This is a genomic window from Nostoc sp. NMS8 (genome assembly GCF_017115045.1).
GTDB lineage: Bacteria > Cyanobacteriota > Cyanobacteriia > Cyanobacteriales > Nostocaceae > Nostoc.
The window spans coordinates 91,140-110,032 of sequence record NZ_JABXKK010000096.1; the positions used below are offsets into that span (position 1 = coordinate 91,140).

Below are 18,893 nucleotides of genomic sequence, written 5' to 3' on the forward strand. Positions count from 1 at the left end.
GGGTTAGTAGCGACGCCGTGAGCGATTGTTCACAGGAATCGGAATCAGTTCCGGTTCCGGTTCCGCCTCTGGCCCTAACAGGCTCTCAATTAGCCTACGACCTAATTCCTTAAGCTTTTCCAGCACCTTTTCTATATAGTCCATGAACAGACCGCTCCTGAGATACTACCTCAATTTTTGATTAACAGGTACGCAGAAAATGGCATATTTCCGCACCTCTGGCTTCCAATCGGGCTGATACACAATCCCGCATTTGGGACATAAGCCACTTCTAAAATTTGGCGTTGTGTTTTCCCTTACCTTTTAGACTATCACACTTGCAACCTATCGAACTGTATCCTATCAAGGATGGATCTCAAGGGTCAAGAGTTCAGGATCGGACTTGAGACTCTTGACTACGAATTTTAGATTTTAGATTAAAAGAATTTTGGGGTTTATCCCCCGCCCCTTGCAGGCGAAATAAATCTAAAATCTAAAAGACGCTCCTCCCGCTATCGTCAATCTACAATCCCAAATCAGCTGACTTGCAACTAGCCTTCGGTGGCCTTTTTCTTTGCAGCCGTCGTTGATGACTTAGTAGTTGACTTAGTAGTTGACTTAGATTTGGAACTCGTTGATTTACTCGTTTTGCGAGTCGAGTTCCCAGTCGATGCCTTAGCTGCCAGCAAGTTCAACGCCGCCGTCAAAGTTATATCTTCTACCGTTTGACCTTCTGGGATACTTACATTAGTTTTGCCATGCTTAATGTAAGGCCCATAAGGGCCATCGTAGATATTGATTGCTTCCCCGTCCTCTGGATGCGTACCCAGTTCGCGTAAGGCTGCCTTGGACTTGCTGTTGGTGGAACTGCGCCCCTTTTTGGGTTCGGATAACAATTCCAATGCACGTTCTAGGCTAATTGCCAATACATTATCAGCAGCTTTTAGGGAGCGGTAGTCTTTCCCTTCTTTACCTTGGTCATGAACCACATAAGGGCCAAAGCGTCCCAAACTTGCTTGGATTTTGCCACCAGTTACGGGATGAACTCCCAATGTTCGGGGTAGTGCCAACAGACCAACAGCCATTTCCAGGGTAACGGTTTCTGGGGTGACACCTTTAAGTAAAGAGGCTTGTTTCGGTTTGGGGTTTTCGTCGGTTTTATCACCCAATTGGACGTAGGGCCCGTAAGCACCAATTTTCACATAAATCGGTTCGCCAGTTTCGGGATGCCGACCTACCTGGTCAGGGCCAGTGATTTTTTGCCGCAGCAGTACTTCTACCTGTTTGGGGTCGAGGTCAGCTGGTGTCAAGTCTTTGGGAATTGAGGCGGTGATCACCCCCTCACCATTGACGACTTCGATGTAGGGGCCATATTTTCCAATGCGGACTTTGGCATCTAGATTCTCCAGTTCTACAGTCCTAGCTTTGGTGGCATCAATTTGACTTTCCCGTTCTCTAACGAGGGTTTCCAGCCCTTTGTCTCCTAGATAGAATTGCTGCAAGTAGGGCAGCCATTTCGCTTCACCTGTAGCAATGTCATCAAGGGTTTGCTCCATCTTCGAGGTAAAACTAGGATCAACGATGTCTGGAAAATGTTTTTCCAGCAAGTCGGTGACGGCAAAAGCCGTGAAGGTGGGAATGAGGGCGTTAGTCACCAAATGGGCATAACCCTTATCGATGATAGTGCCAATGATGCTGGCGTAAGTACTGGGACGACCGATACCTTCGCTTTCTAATGTTTTCACTAAAGTTGCTTCGGTGTATCTAGCTGGCGGTTGAGTTTCGTGTCCAACGGCTTCTAGCTCTGTACAATTTGGATGATCCCCCACTTTCAGATTTGGCAAAATTACTTCCTGGTCTTCCAGTGCTGCTTCTGGGTCGTCTGAACCTTCGACGTAGGCGCGTAAGTATCCTGGAAATTCAATCCGTTTGCCAGAAGAACGGAATCCAGCATCCTCGACTTGTAATTGCACGGTAATTTGAGTTTGGCGAGAATCAGCCATTTGAGAGGCAACAGTCCGCTTCCAAATCAAATCGTAAATAGCAAGTTCTCGACCACCCAAAGCAGTTTCTTGGGGGGTGCGAAAGGTACTACCTGCTGGACGAATTGCTTCGTGTGCTTCTTGTGCGCCTTTGGATTTAGTGGTGTATTGCCGGGGTTGGGGACTAAGGTATTGTTGACCGTAGAGCTTTTCTACAGAACTCCGAGCAGCTGCGATCGCTTGATCTGACAAATGCACTGAATCTGTCCGCATATAGGTAATATACCCTTGCTCGTACAAATTCTGGGCAACCCGCATCGTGTCACGGGCTGAGAGGCGCAGTTTCCGGTTAGATTCTTGTTGCAACGTCGAAGTTGTGAACGGTGGCGACGGTTTGCGCGTCACTGGGCGTTCCTCGATGTCGTTAACATTCCAGGTTTTACCAGTTAGGCGTTCCTTGAGGGCTACCGCTTGGTCTTCGTTCAGCAACAAGACATTGCGACCTGCGGTAATTTCTCCGGTCGTTGCGTCAAAATCGCTACCATTAGCGATTTTGGTTCCTCCCAGTGTTACCAACTGGGCACCAAAGGGGGTTTTTTCCTTTGATAAACTAGCTTTCAAATCCCAGTATGTACCCTCATGGAAAGCGCGGCGTTGGCGTTCCCTAGTGACTAAAAGTCGCACAGCTACAGATTGCACTCGCCCAGCAGATAATCCCCAGGCGATTTTTTTCCATAACAGGGGGGACAGGGTATAGCCTACAAGTCGATCTAAAATCCGCCGCGTTTCTTGAGCGCGAACCAACTGCTCATCAATATTGCGGCAGTTTTTCAGAGCTTTTTTAATTGCCTCTTGGGTAATTTCGTGAAACACCATCCGCTTAGTGGGAACCTTCGGCTTCAGTAATTGGTATAAATGCCAACTAATGCTTTCACCTTCCCGGTCTTCGTCTGTTGCCAGAATTAGTTCATCTACATCCTTGAGGGCATCTTTCAACTGGGTAACAATTTTCTTTTTGTCTTTTGGGACAACATATACCGGTTCAAAGTCGGCGTCCACATTTACCCCTAGCTGCGCCCATGATTCCCCCTTGACGGCAGCAGGAATTTCACTAGCCGACTGGGGTAGGTCACGCACATGACCCATAGACGCCTCCACCCGATAGCCTGCTGGCAGATAGTTGCGAATGGTACGAGCTTTGGTTGGAGATTCGACGATGACGAGAGTTGACATGGAAATTTCAATAAAAAGAAGAGCTACTAAGCCAAACAGTCAAATTGAGGTAACTTTTGCAAATTGTCAAGATAAATGGTCACGCTTAGAGCGGTGATTTAATCCTCACATAAACTGCCTGCTTGGGATAAAATTCGCTGAACTTAGTGCCCAGTCTATCCCAGAGGATAAATGAGGGTACGCTGGGTCTGAATTTCCAGCTATTTTAATCTTTAACTTATCTAACGCATAATTGGCGACTACAGTTTTTAAAATATCTTTTAATTGGGCATGGGGCATAGGGCATAGAGTATGGGGAATGGGAGATGAGAAAGCAGGGGGAGCAAGGGAAGAATAATTATTGAATTTACCAATGCCCTACTTTAATAGAGCTTGTGCCAAAATTAAATCAAACTTGAGAGCAAAAGCGAAGTGGGATTTGTACCTATGTTAGGAAAGCAAAACTATGCAATCAATTCGTCAGGGTGATGTCATCTTACTACCTGTGCAGCTGGTTGAAGGACAAAAAATACCTCATTTAACTTTGGCAGAAGGCGAAGTTACGGGTCATAAGCATCGTATTACTGAAGGCGAGGCGGAATTATTGGAAAAAGATAGCACACTTTACTTACGTGTTTTTTCAGATTCGGCATTGTTAGCTCATGAGGAGCATAAAGCTATTTCTATTCCCCAAGGTGACTGGATGGTGAAAATTCAGCGAGAATACCAGCCTGAAGGTTGGCGTTATGTCGCTGATTGAAAAGTTAACGCCTGAGCAAGAGGCTTTAATTCCAGTTTATCGAGAGAAGTGGCAGAAAATTGCGCTTTTGACAGAGCGGATTGATCGTGAAAAAGCTGCTGAATTAGATACTTGGCAAAAATACACGTTATTAAAAATTGATGCTGATGTTGATGAAGAATCAATTTATTTATTAAAAATGACTTGCCCTAGCACAAGCTTTATTCATGCCTTGCGAGTTCCACCAAATATGAATTCAGCGCGTGAAGCAATTAGCTGGGTAAATTGGGGTGTAGATCCAGAAGAATTTGGTGTGCAAACATAATTACCTAAAGGACTTCCCTATTTAGAAATTGTTCAACGAGCGCTACCTAATTTCTTGATAAAATCTCCATGTTCGGCAGATTGCAAACCTGCTTGCAAAACCTTCAATACACCCTGCATATTACCTGCTAATAACTCTGTCGCAGCTAACCACAACCCTGGAAATACCCGACTTTGCAAAACGCCTTCATTATCAGGTATTAATTCCAAATATTCACCCTGTTCAAGAGAAAACCAAGTCAATTTTTGATCTAAAACTTGCCAAACTATATATTCTTTGACACCGTTACGACGATAAGCCTGTTTTTTGCCATGAAGATCGATAGCCGCACTACTAGCAGTAATTTCCACAACTAACTCTGGCGCACCTTCAATATAATCATCTTCACTCAGCCGCGTTTGACCACCTGCTTCCGGTTCAATCAACAAAACAGCATCGGGTTGAGGTTCGTTATCTAAGTCTAAGCGGACGGTAGGTTCAACTCCCAATGCTACACCAGGAGTTGCAGCTTCGTAAGCAACTAACCAACCAATAATCCAACCATGCGGTTGACCGTGACTTCGGAAACGCAGAGCAGCTGGCATAATATAGACAATCCCTTCGATTAATTCAGCTTTTTTCAGGTTAGGGGTGGCATTATAGCGACGCTCAAATTCGTAGCGGGTGAGTTTGTCGCCATTTTCCAAAGGAGGAATTGTCAAAGGTTGGGAGGGTGTTTTCACCATAATTGTTGTACTGAAAATGAGCTTGTGTACATCCTAGCGCTGCGAACCGCTATAAATATTCTATCTAGTACTTGTAAATAGCCAGATTGAAATAGTTTGCAATAATAGCCAAGCATTTAAACTACCAATCACAATCGCTACTAACCATGATAAAATTTTCAGCCACCAAGGATTGACAAATTCACCCATTAAGTGACGATTACTCGTAAACATCACCAAAGGCACTACCGCAAACGATAGCTGTAAACTCAAGATTACTTGACTGAAAATTAGTAAGCCACCTGTACTCTTTTCTCCCAAAAGAATAATTGAAATTAATGCTGGGATAATGGCAATTATTCTAGTTAATAATCTACGTAGCCAAGGTTTTAGACGCAGATTTAAAAATCCTTCCATGACAATTTGCCCTGCTAAGGTGGCAGTCAGGGTTGAACTTTGTCCAGAAGCAAGTAATGCCAAGCCAAAAATCGCGCTGGCGGCATTTACACCCAATAAGGGAGAGAGTAATTTATAAGCATCTTGAATTTCTGCAACATCCTGATAACCAGAAAAATGAAAAGTTGCCGCAGCAATAATCAAAATTGCTGAGTTGATAAACAAGGCGAAACATAAAGCAAGTGTAGAATCGATTGTGCCAAACTTAATCGCTTCCCATTTCTTTTCGGATGTTGATTCCCAATCTCGCGTCTGCACGATTGATGAGTGTAGATACAAGTTGTGTGGCATTACTGTTGCCCCCAAAATGCCAATAGCAATGTAGAGCATTTCTGGATTTTGTACAATTTCTATTTTGGGAACATATCCTAGTAAAACTCCGCCCAAATCAGGACGTGAAAAGATGATTTCTGCTATGAAACAGACGCCTACAGTTGCTACGAACAAGATTACCAAAGCTTCTGTATAGCGAAAGCCTTTGTTTTGTAGCAGCAATAATACAATTACATCTAGTGCTGTGATACACACGCCCCAACCTAAGGGAATACCAAAAAGCAGTTGCAGCGCGATCGCACTTCCCAAAACTTCTGCTAAGTCACAGGCTGCGATCGCTATTTCACAAAGCACCCATAACCCGAAATTGACACGGGGGCCGAAATTATCTCGACAAGCCTGTGCTAAATCTCGCCCCGTTGCTACTCCCAACCGCACACACAGAGATTGCATTAAAATCGCCATCAAGTTGGAAAGCATAATCACCGTTAGCAACGCATAACCAAATTTAGCCCCGCCTGCTAAGTCAGTTGCCCAGTTACCAGGGTCCATATACCCTACAGATACCAAATATCCTGGCCCTCCATAAGCCAACATCTTGCGCCAGAAGCTTTTGGTGTTAGGAATTTTAATGCTGCGATGAACTTCAGGTAGGCTGGGCTTTCTAGCTGGTTTTTCTGGGAAGGGCATTTGTTTACGCTCTCAAATTTTCATAATTGTCTCATAATTATAGGAAACACTTACAAGAATAACTACCGTCGCCAGACTATAAATTTTAATCTCCATTAAATATTAGTAGAAAGATTTAACAAGCAACCTAAATATTGTATTGATATAGATTCTCGTTCTTAAATTATCAACTTGTAAAAACTTCTTTTTTTAATTACATTTGAATAAAGGCTAATATATCCAATAAGTTGCTAGCCTCCATAGAAAAAATGAAGCAGAAAGTACATTCAGAATCTTCAGATTGTTGCAGTTGTGAACATGACCATCACGAGAATCATAACCATGTTCATAATCACAATCATGATGAGAATCATAACCATGACCACAATCACGACCACGGTGGAGAATTCAATCTTAAAAATGAGGTATTGCCTTTAGTTGTGATTTTAAGTTTATATGCAGCTGGTGTAATTTTTGAAACTCAATTACACAATACGTTTTATTCAATAGGAGAATATCTGCTTTTTATCCCTGCCTATTTATTAAGTGGATGGAGTGTGTTAAAAACTGCTGGACGTAATATCCTCAAAGGCAGAGTATTTGATGAAACATTTTTGATGACAGTAGCAACATTAGGTGCGATCGCAATTCATAAATTACCCGAAGCTGTCGGAGTAATGTTATTTTATAAAATTGGAGAATTGTTCCAAGATATTGCCGTCAGTCGTTCCCGTAATTCGATCAAATCATTATTGGAAGTCCGCCCAGATTATGCCAACATCCAAATAGGAGGAGAACTCAAAAGAGTATCGCCAGAAACAGTAAATATTGGAGATATCATCGTTGTTAAACCTGGAGAAAAGATTCCCTTAGATGGCGAAATTATCGATGGTAGTTCGCAGATTGATACATCCGCATTAACTGGAGAATCTGTACCACGAACGGTTAGATTGGGAGAGACAGTTTTAGCTGGGACGATCAATAAAATAGGTGTTCTCAGCATTAAAGTCACAAAGCTATTTGATGAATCTTCCATTGCCAAGATTTTAGACTTGGTGCAAAATGCCAAAAGTAAAAAAGCAGAGACAGAAAAGTTTATTACTAAATTTGCCCGATATTATACACCAATAGTAGTTTTTACATCTCTAGCAGTTGCAATATTACCTCCTTTATTTATTTCGGGTGCAACTTCTTCCGAATGGGTTTATCGTGCCCTAATTTTACTAGTTATTTCCTGTCCTTGTGGACTCATTATCAGTATTCCACTAGGTTACTTTGGAGGCGTGGGAGGTGCGGCTAGACGTGGTATTTTGGTTAAAGGTTCTACTTTTTTAGATACTTTAAATGCAGTCAATACAGTTGTTTTTGATAAAACTGGAACGTTAACTAAAGGGGTATTCAAAGTAGTCAAAATAGTACCATTAAATGGCTGGAATGAACAAGAATTACTGCAATTAGCTGCCAAAGTAGAATCCCACTCAAATCATCCCATTGCTCAATCTATCTGCAAAGCCTATGGTGAAAAAATTGATGAATTTGAGGTGAGAGATTATGAAGAAATCGCAGGTTATGGAATTAGAGCCAAGGTTGAAAATAGGGTAGTGATAGCGGGAAGCGATCGCCTACTCCACAGAGAGAAGATTGTGCATGATAATTGCCAGTTAGAGGGAACAGTTATTCATCTTGCAGTGGATGATATTTACGCTGGATATATTGTCATTGCTGATGAACTCAAAGAAGATGCGAGACTTGCTATTCAAGCACTAAAACGAATGGGTGTAGAAAGAACAGTAATGTTGACAGGAGATAATGAAGCGATCGCTTCTCGGATTGCTGAACAGCTTGGCATAGATACATATCAAGCAGAGTTATTACCAGAAGAAAAAGTTAATGCCATTGAAAAATTACTCAGCACTGCTGGCAAGCATGGTAAAGTTGCCTTTATTGGCGATGGTATTAATGATGCACCTGTGATTGCTAGAGCGGATGTTGGTATGGCAATGGGTGGGTTAGGTTCAGATGCAGCCATAGAAACTGCCGATATTGTGATTATGACAGATGCACCGTTAAAAGTGGTAGAAGCAATACAAATCGCCAGAAAAACTCGCACAATTGTTTGGCAAAATATTGGCTTTGCTTTAGCAATTAAAGCTGTATTTATTGGATTGGGTATTTTCGGTATAGCGACAATGTGGGAAGCTGTGTTTGCTGATGTCGGAGTAGCTTTACTTGCAATTTTAAACGCAACTAGAGCGATGAAATAAAATTTTTGGGAAATCGGGAATATGTAATTGAGAAATTGTAGTAATTAAATTATGAATGCTTCTCACTCATAAACCGCTACCCAAAATAGAACTTATGAATTCATCAATCAAAGGCATTGCTACAGCTACTTTAGCTTTACTGATTAACTATTCAGCAAACCCAGCCTTTGCACTACCCCAGAAAATCAATCATCCAAGTACTGTTGCTACGCAAGCATCAAAAGATATCTTAATTGTTCCTGGCGAACGAGTGGGGCCGATAACACGCACAACCACCAAGCAAGATTTAGTAAAGCTGTTTGGTGCATCCCGTCTCGTTGATAAAACCATTTCTGGTGCTGAAGGAATAGGTAGTTTTGCAGCTACTCAGGTAAATCTGAATCAAGGGCGATCACTCTTGGTAGTCTGGAGTAATAATACTCGTACCAAACCTCTAGATGTGCGTAACTTGGGTTCAGCTTGGAAAACCCGCGAAGGTATTGGAGTAGGAACACCGTTAAGTGAGTTACGCAAGAAATTAGGTAACTTTAAACTCTATGGATTGGAGTGGGATTACGGCGGTACTATCTTGCTGGATAGTAGCAAATTATCCCGCTATCAAGGCAAACTCATTTTACGAGTAGATGCTGCTCCCAATGCTTCTGAAAACTTTCCCAATGATTACCAATCAGTGTTAGGAGATAGTACTTTTTCCTCCACCAATCCCCATTGGAAACCTTTGGGAATTAAGCTAGCAGAAATCATCGTTGTATTGAATCCAAGTGAGCAATAATCGACTGCTAAACATCTAATTTGCTGGTTTAGGGATAGAGTGACTATCATGAATTAGCATTAGATATTTTGAGAATAGCTCATCAAGATACAATATAACAGCATTAAAGTCACCTCTAAGTTTAGCAACCTGTGCCATCTCTGCCAAATCCATTGCCTCTTGATGGAACTCTTGAATTTGACTCATTTTTTCACGATGAATGCTAAGGGGTTACTGAACTCCAGAACCACGATATATGCTGGGAGTGTACCATCTGTAGGACTTACCTGCTCAAGTTTCTGTTTAACTCTAGCTTTGACGCGGCTGTTGTCACCCTTACGTATACCTGAAACTTCCAACCGAACTGCATTTTGAAATCATAAGACTTATGTAAATATACAGTTATTTGGCGTATTTGGCGCATATAAATTAAGATTTACCCACCCAGAAAACAAGGAAAATAGAGATATTCAGCTAATTGGTGTTGGTTTATACTATTTCAAGTTTTTGTAGTCGTTATACTCATAACTTAGGTTCTACCTGGGAATTAGGAAGTGGCTTTGCCACTTCTTTTTATTTATTTAGTAGCCCAGTAAAAAATCAATTAAAAGTCAAAAATAACTTTATTGAGCCTTTAAACTTTATTGTTATATTATTTTACAAAATACCTGCTAAACATACATTGGTAAGGGCATACATCTGTACACCCCTACAAACGATTAATTGTTACAAAGATTGTTGACAATGGTATGAAAGCGTGTCTGTTTAATTTAGCCAGACGGAATTCTGGCCAATTAAACATGATGTTAGTCATTACTCATTGTATCTTGCCATCTCTCACGCTTAGGCTTGCTCTCAATATCGTGCGATCGCGCTTCTTTCCAAGTCCCCCACATTAGGGATTGCTGTTTGTCAACATGGTTAATAAACTGCATAATTGAGTGATCTGCTTTGATGGGAGTTTTCAAATCAAACTGAATTGTTTGGAGAATCTTGATGTCACCCATGAGAAAGTACTTAGCTGTAATCTTAGTCAGCCATAGCACAACTCGATTGTATAGCCAACCAAAAATTCCTTTACGTTTTTTAGTCATCAACAGAACTTGACCTTCAGTTTTTCCGCCTTTGTAGAGGCGAACTGCAACCATCATGTGGACATGGAAGAAATCAGGGCCAAGTGTCACAATGCCAATACTACCGTACCAATAGCAAATACTGTAAGTTATGACATTTTTGTAGAAAAGACGGATGAGCTTAATCAACGAGAAATTGTCTTTGATGGGTGTAGTATTACTAAAGATAATTGCATTTTCGTTCAGTTCGTGTTTTTCAAAAATAATTTCTAGTGGCAATTTGTGAACTGTATTGAGGTGTTGAGCATCAATCGCATTAATCATCACCACGTTGGGGTGACAGTTCAGTGAGAAGTGAGAATGGATGGCGACATCACACTCTTTTTGTTCTAACTCTGGAACAAAAGGTAGAGGTTGTTGTGGTATTTCTCCAGTCCAAACCCAAATCATCCCGTATTTTTCAGCAGTGGGCCAAGTTTGTAATTGTAGAGAAGGTGGTGTATCTAAACATGGGATATTAATACACATCCCCTCAGCATCAAACTTCCAGTGGTGGAAAAAACAACGTAGTGCATTACCTTCAACTTTACCCTCAGCAAGGTGAGCGCCCATGTGTGGACAGTAGGCATCAAAAGTAACTACCTTTTTGTCTTTACCACGGTAAATTACTAATTCTTTACCCAAAATCGTGACAGGTTTTACTTCACCCACCCGCAGATTTTGAGAGGGTATTACCCAATACCATCCCTCAATAAAACGCTCTGGATTATTGAAAATTTTAGGTTTACGGATTGAGCTAAAAGTCTGCGAGTTGAGATTCATTTTTATGGTTTCACTTGAAGTGAAGCAGTTAATCTAGAAGTAACATGGGAACTCTAAAAAAACAGTTACTTTCAGTACCATGAGCAACAGCTACCCAATAAATGAATAAAGCTTATCAGGTAAAATCTTGAAAAAATATGATTAAAAATGTCAAAATTATGCCATTCTAAGATCAGCTAAATTTAAAAAATATATTTAGACTAGATATTTGAACATTTAAAACTTAGTAAAATCTCTAATTAGATAAAAAGTTGCAATACTGATGATAATATTTTGATTAACTCTCAAACAACTTAACGTTTATAAAAATATGTAATAATAATTACAAGAGTTGGGGAAGTCTACCATGTTAACTCAAGATAAAAAACTGCTTTTAATTGGTCAGGTAACAGATTTAACTGGAATACCCATCAGGACAATTCGTTATTACGAGAGTTTAGGCTTAATCAATTCATTCAGACGAACAGAAGGAGGCTTTCGCCAGTTTTCATTGGATGTGCTAACTCGTCTGGCATTCATTAAAAGGGCACAAAATCTCGGTCTTAGCCTAGAGGAGATTGGAAATATTCTTCAGGTTTACGATCAAGGGCAAACTCCTTGCGGTGAAATTAAAGAAAAACTTGAAGAGAAGGTTTTGCAGATCGATCGCCAAATCGATCAACTGTTAACTTTACGTTCTGAAATCAAGGGATTACTTTCAGGCTGGAAGAATATCAGCAACCAGCATGAGGACACAATTTGTCCGATAATTCAAAACACTAGTACAGGTCGGCGGAAATAAGCGTATATGGAGAGTAATGACTATCAAAGTGAACAAGCTTCCAATAGCTGTCAACTAAAAGCTTGGTTTGATGCTCAACAAAACGAGATTGAAGTTACCTATCTATCTTCAAAAAACTTTTATCAACAATCGGGTTGGGGAAGTACACCCGAACGCTGGCAATTTGCGCGAAAGCTGATTCTAAAGGCAGTCAATAAAAGTGGTACTTTTCTCGATTTGGGCTGTGCTAATGGGCTATTGTTGGAGTGTTTGATGCAATGGGCAGGTGAGCAAGGGTTTTATCTAACTCCGTATGGTGTAGATATTTCACTCCAGCTTGTTGAACTAGCACGTATGAGATTACCTGCGTTTGCAACTAACTTAGTAGTTGCGAATGCGTTCACTTTGCAAACACCGATGCAGTATGACTTTGTACACACATTACTGGAATATGTCCCCGAAAACTTACACCTAGAGTACTTGAGGCGACTGCTTAAACAACTGGTTGCACCAGCAGGACGATTAATTGTCAGCAGCTACAGTAGTCGCAGCCGAGGAATAATTCCTGTGGACATTGAAATGTATTTACAACAGCTTGGATTTCAAGTACAGGAGAGTACCATCGCTCAAGAAGTAGATGGTTGGATACTCACTCGTGTTGCTTGGATTGAAAAAGCGCTTTAATAGTGCGCTGTCAATCTATCGTTTCAGTAACCTGACATTGGCTAAAAGTTTCAGCCTCAAAGACTCAAGTTATTATATTTAATTGCAACTCAGTATTACAATCTAGGGGTTCCCACTCGCTAGGGAAACTATATGGATACCAAACAGGTAGCAAGCTAGAGAAGCACCAAATGTACGTAGCGGGACTCAAAGAAAAAGAGGAGACAATTTGTCCGATTATTCAAAACACCTCTCAGGATTGACACCAATCAAGAATCAAAATTTTTATAGAGAAGAAACCACCACAACTCTAATCCAATCAAGGCTAAACCTGCGATCGCAACACCAATTTTCAAGCCCAAAGGTTGCTCAATGCGCTGGAATTGGCTGGTTTGCTCTGATGAATGGGCTGGCATTTCTGCGAATGCTACACTTGATGTTCCAGTGAGAAGCACTAAAGCTATAAGGCTTCCCCAAAGCGTTTTTTGACTGAACATTTGCTAAATTACCCTGAATTTATGAGTTAATTTTTGGTCGAAAGTTACGCAATCTGAGGGCGTTGCTAACAACAGAGAGCGAAGAAAGAGCCATTGCAGCACCGGCAATAATTGGGTTGAGTAACCAACCAAAAATGGGGAACAAAATTCCTGCCGCAATGGGAATACCAATGACGTTGTAAATAAAGGCAAAGAAGAGATTTTGCTTAATATTGTTGATGGTGGCACGGCTGAGTTGAATTGCTGTGACAATTCCTTGTAAATCTCCAGAAATTAAGGTGATATCGCTAGCTGCGATCGCTACATCTGTTCCCGTACCAATGGCAATTCCCACGTCAGCCTGTGCTAAGGCTGGCGCATCATTTATGCCATCACCTACCATTGCAACAATGGATTGGGGATTGGGTACTAGGGATTGGGTATTGAGAAGAAATTTCCCTAGTCCCCATTCCCTAGTCCCTAGTCCCCCTTTCTGAAGAGATTGGATAATCGCCGCTTTTTGATCTGGCCGCACTTCGGCAAAGATTCGCTGGATGCCAACTTGTCTTGCGATCGCATCAGCAGTTTTACGATTGTCTCCAGTAAGCATTACTACTTCTAAACCTAATTTCTGTAAGGCTTTCACCACTGCTGCTGACGAAGGTTTGAGGGCATCGGCAATACCCATTATTCCTTGTAATTCGCCTTCTACAGCAATCAAAATAACTGTTTTACCTGCGGCTTCCCAGGCATCTTTATACTGCTGGAGACTTATGGTATTAATTCCAAGTGCTGTTAACCAGCGTTGTGTACCAATTTGCACAAGCTGATTTGCCACAACTGCTTGCACACCACTACCTGCATTAGCCACGAAGTTCTTTGCATCTATTAAATTCACTTCTTGAGACTGAGCATATTTTACAACCGCTTCAGCTAAAGGATGCTCAGAATTACGTTCTACCGTTGCTGCTAACTGTAAAAGTTGGAGTTCATTACCATTAACTGTGCCGTTGACAGTTACAAAGTCTGTAACCGTGGGTTTCCCTTGAGTCAAAGTGCCAGTTTTATCTAGAACAATGGTTTGAATTTTGTGTGCTAGTTCTAAGCTGTCAGCACCCTTAATCAAGATGCCATTTTCTGCACCTTTGCCTGTCCCTACCATTACAGATGTGGGAGTAGCTAAACCCAAAGCGCAAGGACAAGCGATAATCAGTACACCTACCGTTGTCATTGTGGCTAGGGTGAGGTTGCCAGTGAAATTAAACCAAATGACGAAAGTGGCGATCGCAACGGCAATTACAGCTGCTACAAACCATCCTGTCACTTGATCTGCCAAGCGCTGAATTGGTGCTTTAGAACCTTGCGCTTGTTGCACTAGTTTGACAATTTGAGCCAAAAATGTATCATTTCCGACTCGTGTCACCCGAAACTGAAATGCACCCGCACCGTTAATCGTCGCCCCAATTACCTCATTTCCTGGCTGCTTTTTGACTGGTAAACTTTCACCAGTTACCATCGCTTCATCTACCGTCGAAGCGCCTGCAATCACTTCGCCATCTACCGGAACCTTTTCACCAGGACGCACTAAAATCACATCGTTGATTCTGACTTCGGCAATGGGAACATCAATTTCTCTACCATCACGGATAACTCTGGCATCTCTAGCTTGCAATCCAATGAGTTTGCGGATAGCTTCAGAAGTTTGTCCTCTAGCACGATTTTCCAACAATCGCCCCAGCAAAATTAAGGTAATTACAAAAGCGGCAACTTCATAATAAACATGAGGTATCAAGCCTTGAGCAATCAAAAATTTCGGAAAAACAGTGACAAACAAAGAATATAGATACGCTGCACTTGTACCCAAAGCAATCAGCGTGTCCATCGTCGCCGTATGACGCTTGAGGGATTTCCAGCCATTGCGGTAAAAAGATCCACCACACCACAACACGACTGGTGTTGTCAGCACTAACTGTAGCCAAGGATTTTGCAGGAAGTTTGGGATTAAAGGTAAATTTAGCCCCGTCATCATGGGCAATGACCCCAAAAGTAGAAAAATGCTGATTACGCCTCCCATCGCTACTTTGAGGGAAAGTTGGCGTTGTAATGCTTGCCTACTCGCTTTTTCAGCATCATCTTCTTGGGAAAGTAATTCTTCTTGGAGTGAGTCAGAAGAGTATCCCGCAGCTGCGATCGCACCTTGGATTTTCTCTAAATTTGCTAAAGAGCGATCGTACTTGATAGTGGCTTGCTCTGCTCCAAAATTAACATTGCAGTCAATTACCCCAGAAACAGAGCGAATCGCCTTTTCGATGTTATTGGCGCAAGCGGCACAACTCATGCCTCGAAGTTTGAGCGTGAGAGTATCCATGTTGGGGATTGGGGATTGGGGATTAGGGATTGGGAATTAGGGATTAGGGATTGGGGATTGGAGATTGATCATTCTCCCAGTACCCAGTCCCCAATTCCCTTAAGCAACTGGATAACCAGCAGCAGCCAACGCTTCCTTAATTGCTGTTTCTGATGCTTGAGTTTCTACATTGACCAGCTTGGTTGTTGGATCAGCCTGAACGCTAGCATTGGCATCGACTGCCTGAAGTGCTTTGGTGATCTTGCTTGCACAAACAGAACAAGACATGCTGGGAACTGTGAGTTGGAGAGTCATAGATTTACGGGATAAAATGAACAACCTTGCCAGACCAAGCTGGATGACTGAGACGTATCCCTCACACATCAGAAATTTCTGGTTGAGGGTCGTCTTAAATTCATCCTAGACTCTCTAGCCGGCTGGAGAGTCTAGAGATTTTTAAAACTTTTTCGCTAAACTTCAAATTTCTTTACAAGTTTGGTTTAACTGAGTAACCGTTCTCCATCAAAAATACAACGTACTACAAAACGCTTGTCATCAGATGAAAGTGTGTGTTATTAAGGCTATATAACCACATTAGTCAGAATTAACCTGTTGTTTTCCCCACAGTTCTGGGAAAATGACCTGCTGCACTACTTGAGACGCGGCTGCTGAACCCAAGTCTCCCTATCTCTTCACAACCAAGGGTCTTATTTAAGACTCTATTTGGAGTTTTCATGCAGCCAAAAAATCTCAAACGTCTCTTGCGTGCTTTAGAGCGGCAAGGTTTAGATGTAACTTATAACAATCGTACTTATTCAGTTCGTTTAGTTAATTCTCCTGATGCCCCTGTAGCAGAAGTGCTACTACCAGAAGATTTTCCAGTAGAAGCTAAGGCATTAAAGCAGTTAGCGAATTTAGCAAGCGTCCGCCACCCATCAGGTGGATGTGTTTGTCGTGCCTGTGCTACGCCTGACTTTCACCCAGGTGATGCTGGTGTTGCTATCGGTTCAGTCATAGCAACTGTGGGTCAAGTCATCCCTGGTGCTGTCGGTTCTGACATCAATTGTGGGATGCGCCTGCATGTTGTTGATTTGACAATCGATGAATTCCTGGCAAAGCGTAACCAATTCGTAGAACGGATGAAGGGCGATTACTTCTTCGGTACGCGTGATGTAACGATGACTGCTCAAGCAATGCGATCGCTATTTCAATACGGTGTTCCTGGTTGGCTGGATGCCATGCTAGATAATCCTATGGGGAGTGTAGTCAAGTCTGATTTGCAGCAACTTGCCCAAGAGAGCGAACGCATCTTTTTAGGTGGTTCAATGGATGGTGACTGGAAACTTGCGCCGGAAGAATTGGTTCCTGATGCTGGACTAGTACGCGATGGCGGACTGGCAACCATTGGCGGTGGTAATCATTTTGTCGAAGTGCAGCGAGTTGATAAAGTCGAAAATCGCCCACTTGCCCACGCCTGGGGAGTGCGCGAGGGACAGCTAGCTTTTATGATTCACTCTGGTTCTCGAAATGTGGGTAAGTATATCGGCGGAATGTGGCGGGATAAAGCTAAGGCGACTTGGCAAAAAGGTCTAAAGTATCCTGATTCTCAGATTTTTCCTCTCTCTACCCATTCTCACCCGGGACTAGTTGCTAGTTACCTGCAAGCTGAGGCCACTGCTGCTAACTATGCTTTTGTCAATCGCTTGCTGTTAGCAGAATTGCTACGTCTGCGTTTACGAGAAGTATACAAAGATGTAGAAGCACCTCTAGTTTACGATTTGTCCCATAACATCACCTTGCCAGAAGGTGAAGGATGGGTGACACGCAAAGGCGCTTGTCCCGCCCATATAGGACAACCAGTGATTATCCCTGGTTCAATGGGTGCTTATTCTTATCTGATGGTGGGTAGAGGCAATCCAGCATTTTGTAATTCCGCGTCACATGGGGCGGGAAGAATTCGTTCTCGCTTCGATCTCAGTCGCAAAGGTGCATCTCAAAGTGAGTCTGAACTGGGATTAACTGGCGTAGACTGCATTACCCTGCGTGAAGAACGCCGAATTGAGGAAGCGCCAGCTGCTTACAAACCGATTCAGTCTGTGATTGATGTGCAAGTTGAGGCAGAAATGGTGGATATTGTAGCACGGTTGAGTCCAGTGTTGACTTTTAAGGCGTAGCTACTAAATAAAAAGCCCCTGGTTCACATCCAGGGGCATCCATCTTTATTCCCTTATTTAGGATCGCATTTGTGAAGCTATAATAAATCCGTAGTAATGCAATAACTACATCGCATTGATGATTATTTTGCAATTAACTAGTTGCGTGGGAATTTCCCCAACGTCATGAATGAGAACGATGTCTACTCGCATGGCAAGCTTAAATTTCTTCGCTTGATCCAAAAAAAGGTTTAACACTCAGCTAAATCTCTATATATAGCAACCGCCAGATTGGTTAGGACGCTAAATTGAGGACATGCTCTATGGCTTCTCGGAGTGTTTCAAAATGCTTTAGTTGTTTGCGAATGCGGCTTTTTAGCCACGACCAGCATTTTTCAATCCGGTTTAAGTCTGGTGAATAGGGTGGTAAGTACCACACCTCACAGCCTACAGCCCGAACCAGTTGCTGAATGCGTCCGCCTTTATGAAAGGTGGCATTGTCAATCACCAGTTTCTGCCCTGGTCTCAGGGTGGGAATCAAGCACGTTTCTAACCAAGTTTCAAATACCTCTCGATTGCAAGCTCCTTCAATCGTGAACGGTGCTAAAAGCTGTTGCCCACAAAGTGCAGCAATCATGTTGACTCGACCTGTTCTGCGACCGGACTTCAGGTCATGAAAGCGCTCTCCTTGAGGACTGTAACCATAGCCATAGTCGTCTCGATGATCCATACCTGACTCATCCGCGTAAACAATCTGTTCATTTTTAAGGGTGGCTAGCTGTTCGACAAAGGCTTGGCGTAATTGTTCATCTCTTTCACGGTAGCCGTAGGTCTTTTTTTTCGCGTAAACCCAATTTTCTTCAAGGCACGTGATATTGTGCGATCGCTGATCTCTTCATCCCACAACTCAGCCATTTCTACCTGGGTTTTATCGCCATAGGTTTCGGCAAAGGCTCGAAATTTCTCCCAGTCAGCGATCTTGTTATTCTTGCCCCGATGCTCACTTACTTTGGCTTGGAAGTCCCCCGTCTGAGCTTTACGTCGCAACCATAAATTAATGGTGTTGCGGAAGACAGTTAAAATGTTCGCTGGCTTCACAGCGCTTCATGCCATTGAGTTCGATCGCCTCAATAACTTTTTGGCGCAGGTCGTAGCTGTAGGGTTTGGGCATGACAGAAATAGGACGGAAAAGTTTAAGGGCTTTTCTATTCTATGTCCTAACTATGATGGCGGCTGCTATACTTG

15 protein-coding genes and 2 pseudogenes are annotated in these 18,893 nt (G+C 42.4%); 7 read left to right on the forward strand and 10 right to left on the reverse strand.

Annotation, left to right across the window (positions count from 1 at the left end; all coding sequences use genetic code 11):
• Positions 1 to 3 precede the first annotated feature (3 nt).
• Both HWQ39_RS22410 and topA read right to left on the reverse strand, forming a co-directional pair.
• Complete coding sequence (locus HWQ39_RS22410; protein ID WP_292849707.1) at positions 4 to 144, reverse strand: hypothetical protein; 141 nt, start codon at positions 142 to 144, stop codon at positions 4 to 6.
• A gap of 386 nt (positions 145 to 530) precedes the next feature.
• On the reverse strand, positions 531 to 3,194 hold the full coding sequence (gene topA / locus HWQ39_RS22415; protein WP_292849709.1) for a type I DNA topoisomerase: 2,664 nt from the start codon (positions 3,192 to 3,194) through the stop codon (positions 531 to 533).
• 445 nt (positions 3,195 to 3,639) lie between these two features.
• Between topA and HWQ39_RS22420 the strand changes: the two genes are divergently transcribed.
• Together HWQ39_RS22420 and HWQ39_RS22425 are read left to right on the forward strand one after the other, a co-directional pair.
• Complete coding sequence (locus tag HWQ39_RS22420; RefSeq protein WP_292849711.1) at positions 3,640 to 3,933, forward strand: hypothetical protein; 294 nt, start codon at positions 3,640 to 3,642, stop codon at positions 3,931 to 3,933.
• A gap of 79 nt (positions 3,934 to 4,012) precedes the next feature.
• Positions 4,013 to 4,237: pseudogene (locus tag HWQ39_RS22425) on the forward strand (hypothetical protein); the annotation flags it as partial.
• Between the two features lie 32 nt (positions 4,238 to 4,269).
• Here HWQ39_RS22425 and HWQ39_RS22430 read toward each other — a convergent pair.
• Positions 4,270 to 4,962 carry a Uma2 family endonuclease gene (locus HWQ39_RS22430; protein ID WP_292849713.1) on the reverse strand — a complete coding sequence of 231 codons (693 nt, stop codon included), beginning with the start codon at positions 4,960 to 4,962 and terminating at the stop codon, positions 4,270 to 4,272.
• Positions 4,963 to 5,022: 60 nt separating this feature from the next.
• Positions 5,023 to 6,360 carry an Nramp family divalent metal transporter gene (locus HWQ39_RS22435; protein ID WP_292849715.1) on the reverse strand — a complete coding sequence of 446 codons (1,338 nt, stop codon included), beginning with the start codon at positions 6,358 to 6,360 and terminating at the stop codon, positions 5,023 to 5,025.
• A gap of 248 nt (positions 6,361 to 6,608) precedes the next feature.
• On the opposite strand from HWQ39_RS22435, the gene HWQ39_RS22440 reads away from it, so the two are divergent.
• The gene (locus tag HWQ39_RS22440; protein WP_292849717.1) at positions 6,609 to 8,603 is read left to right on the forward strand and encodes a heavy metal translocating P-type ATPase; all 1,995 of its coding nucleotides are present in this window, start codon (positions 6,609 to 6,611) and stop codon (positions 8,601 to 8,603) included.
• A gap of 94 nt (positions 8,604 to 8,697) precedes the next feature.
• Positions 8,698 to 9,375: a hypothetical protein gene (locus HWQ39_RS22445; RefSeq protein WP_292849719.1), complete on the forward strand. Its 678-nt coding sequence runs from the start codon at positions 8,698 to 8,700 to the stop codon at positions 9,373 to 9,375.
• A gap of 15 nt (positions 9,376 to 9,390) precedes the next feature.
• On the opposite strand, the gene HWQ39_RS22450 is transcribed toward HWQ39_RS22445, so the two are convergent.
• Positions 9,391 to 9,561 carry a hypothetical protein gene (locus HWQ39_RS22450; protein ID WP_292849721.1) on the reverse strand — a complete coding sequence of 57 codons (171 nt, stop codon included), beginning with the start codon at positions 9,559 to 9,561 and terminating at the stop codon, positions 9,391 to 9,393.
• Positions 9,562 to 10,160: 599 nt separating this feature from the next.
• Positions 10,161 to 11,249 carry an aromatic ring-hydroxylating dioxygenase subunit alpha gene (locus HWQ39_RS22455; RefSeq protein WP_292849723.1) on the reverse strand — a complete coding sequence of 363 codons (1,089 nt, stop codon included), beginning with the start codon at positions 11,247 to 11,249 and terminating at the stop codon, positions 10,161 to 10,163.
• A gap of 346 nt (positions 11,250 to 11,595) precedes the next feature.
• Between HWQ39_RS22455 and HWQ39_RS22460 the strand changes: the two genes are divergently transcribed.
• Complete coding sequence (locus tag HWQ39_RS22460; protein ID WP_292849725.1) at positions 11,596 to 12,030, forward strand: heavy metal-responsive transcriptional regulator; 435 nt, start codon at positions 11,596 to 11,598, stop codon at positions 12,028 to 12,030.
• 6 nt (positions 12,031 to 12,036) lie between these two features.
• Positions 12,037 to 12,693, forward strand: coding sequence for a methyltransferase domain-containing protein (locus HWQ39_RS22465; protein WP_292849727.1), 657 nt, complete (start codon positions 12,037 to 12,039; stop codon positions 12,691 to 12,693).
• Between the two features lie 248 nt (positions 12,694 to 12,941).
• On the opposite strand, the gene HWQ39_RS22470 is transcribed toward HWQ39_RS22465, so the two are convergent.
• From HWQ39_RS22470 to HWQ39_RS22480, 3 genes are all read right to left on the reverse strand, one after another.
• Positions 12,942 to 13,169: a hypothetical protein gene (locus HWQ39_RS22470; protein ID WP_292849729.1), complete on the reverse strand. Its 228-nt coding sequence runs from the start codon at positions 13,167 to 13,169 to the stop codon at positions 12,942 to 12,944.
• Between the two features lie 19 nt (positions 13,170 to 13,188).
• Positions 13,189 to 15,516: a heavy metal translocating P-type ATPase gene (locus tag HWQ39_RS22475; RefSeq protein ID WP_292849731.1), complete on the reverse strand. Its 2,328-nt coding sequence runs from the start codon at positions 15,514 to 15,516 to the stop codon at positions 13,189 to 13,191.
• Positions 15,517 to 15,615: 99 nt separating this feature from the next.
• On the reverse strand, positions 15,616 to 15,810 hold the full coding sequence (locus tag HWQ39_RS22480; protein WP_292720653.1) for a heavy-metal-associated domain-containing protein: 195 nt from the start codon (positions 15,808 to 15,810) through the stop codon (positions 15,616 to 15,618).
• 419 nt (positions 15,811 to 16,229) lie between these two features.
• Between HWQ39_RS22480 and HWQ39_RS22485 the strand changes: the two genes are divergently transcribed.
• Complete coding sequence (locus HWQ39_RS22485) at positions 16,230 to 17,669, forward strand: RtcB family protein (RefSeq protein ID WP_292849733.1); 1,440 nt, start codon at positions 16,230 to 16,232, stop codon at positions 17,667 to 17,669.
• Between the two features lie 274 nt (positions 17,670 to 17,943).
• Here the strand turns inward: HWQ39_RS22485 and HWQ39_RS22490 are convergent.
• Positions 17,944 to 18,819: pseudogene (locus HWQ39_RS22490) on the reverse strand (IS630 family transposase).
• Positions 18,820 to 18,893 lie beyond the last annotated feature (74 nt).

Bases quoted from the DNA above. Each gene is read 5' to 3' on its own strand.
- HWQ39_RS22410 (WP_292849707.1), bottom strand. From the start codon at position 144: ATGGACTATATAGAAAAGGTGCTGGAAAAGCTTAAGGAATTAGGTCGT.
- topA (WP_292849709.1), bottom strand. From the start codon at position 3,194: ATGTCAACTCTCGTCATCGTCGAATCTCCAACCAAAGCTCGTACCATT.
- HWQ39_RS22420 (WP_292849711.1), top strand. From the start codon at position 3,640: ATGCAATCAATTCGTCAGGGTGATGTCATCTTACTACCTGTGCAGCTG.
- HWQ39_RS22430 (WP_292849713.1), bottom strand. From the start codon at position 4,962: ATGGTGAAAACACCCTCCCAACCTTTGACAATTCCTCCTTTGGAAAAT.
- HWQ39_RS22435 (WP_292849715.1), bottom strand. From the start codon at position 6,360: ATGCCCTTCCCAGAAAAACCAGCTAGAAAGCCCAGCCTACCTGAAGTT.
- HWQ39_RS22440 (WP_292849717.1), top strand. From the start codon at position 6,609: ATGAAGCAGAAAGTACATTCAGAATCTTCAGATTGTTGCAGTTGTGAA.
- HWQ39_RS22445 (WP_292849719.1), top strand. From the start codon at position 8,698: ATGAATTCATCAATCAAAGGCATTGCTACAGCTACTTTAGCTTTACTG.
- HWQ39_RS22450 (WP_292849721.1), bottom strand. From the start codon at position 9,561: ATGAGTCAAATTCAAGAGTTCCATCAAGAGGCAATGGATTTGGCAGAG.
- HWQ39_RS22455 (WP_292849723.1), bottom strand. From the start codon at position 11,249: ATGAATCTCAACTCGCAGACTTTTAGCTCAATCCGTAAACCTAAAATT.
- HWQ39_RS22460 (WP_292849725.1), top strand. From the start codon at position 11,596: ATGTTAACTCAAGATAAAAAACTGCTTTTAATTGGTCAGGTAACAGAT.
- HWQ39_RS22465 (WP_292849727.1), top strand. From the start codon at position 12,037: ATGGAGAGTAATGACTATCAAAGTGAACAAGCTTCCAATAGCTGTCAA.
- HWQ39_RS22470 (WP_292849729.1), bottom strand. From the start codon at position 13,169: ATGTTCAGTCAAAAAACGCTTTGGGGAAGCCTTATAGCTTTAGTGCTT.
- HWQ39_RS22475 (WP_292849731.1), bottom strand. From the start codon at position 15,516: ATGGATACTCTCACGCTCAAACTTCGAGGCATGAGTTGTGCCGCTTGC.
- HWQ39_RS22480 (WP_292720653.1), bottom strand. From the start codon at position 15,810: ATGACTCTCCAACTCACAGTTCCCAGCATGTCTTGTTCTGTTTGTGCA.
- HWQ39_RS22485 (WP_292849733.1), top strand. From the start codon at position 16,230: ATGCAGCCAAAAAATCTCAAACGTCTCTTGCGTGCTTTAGAGCGGCAA.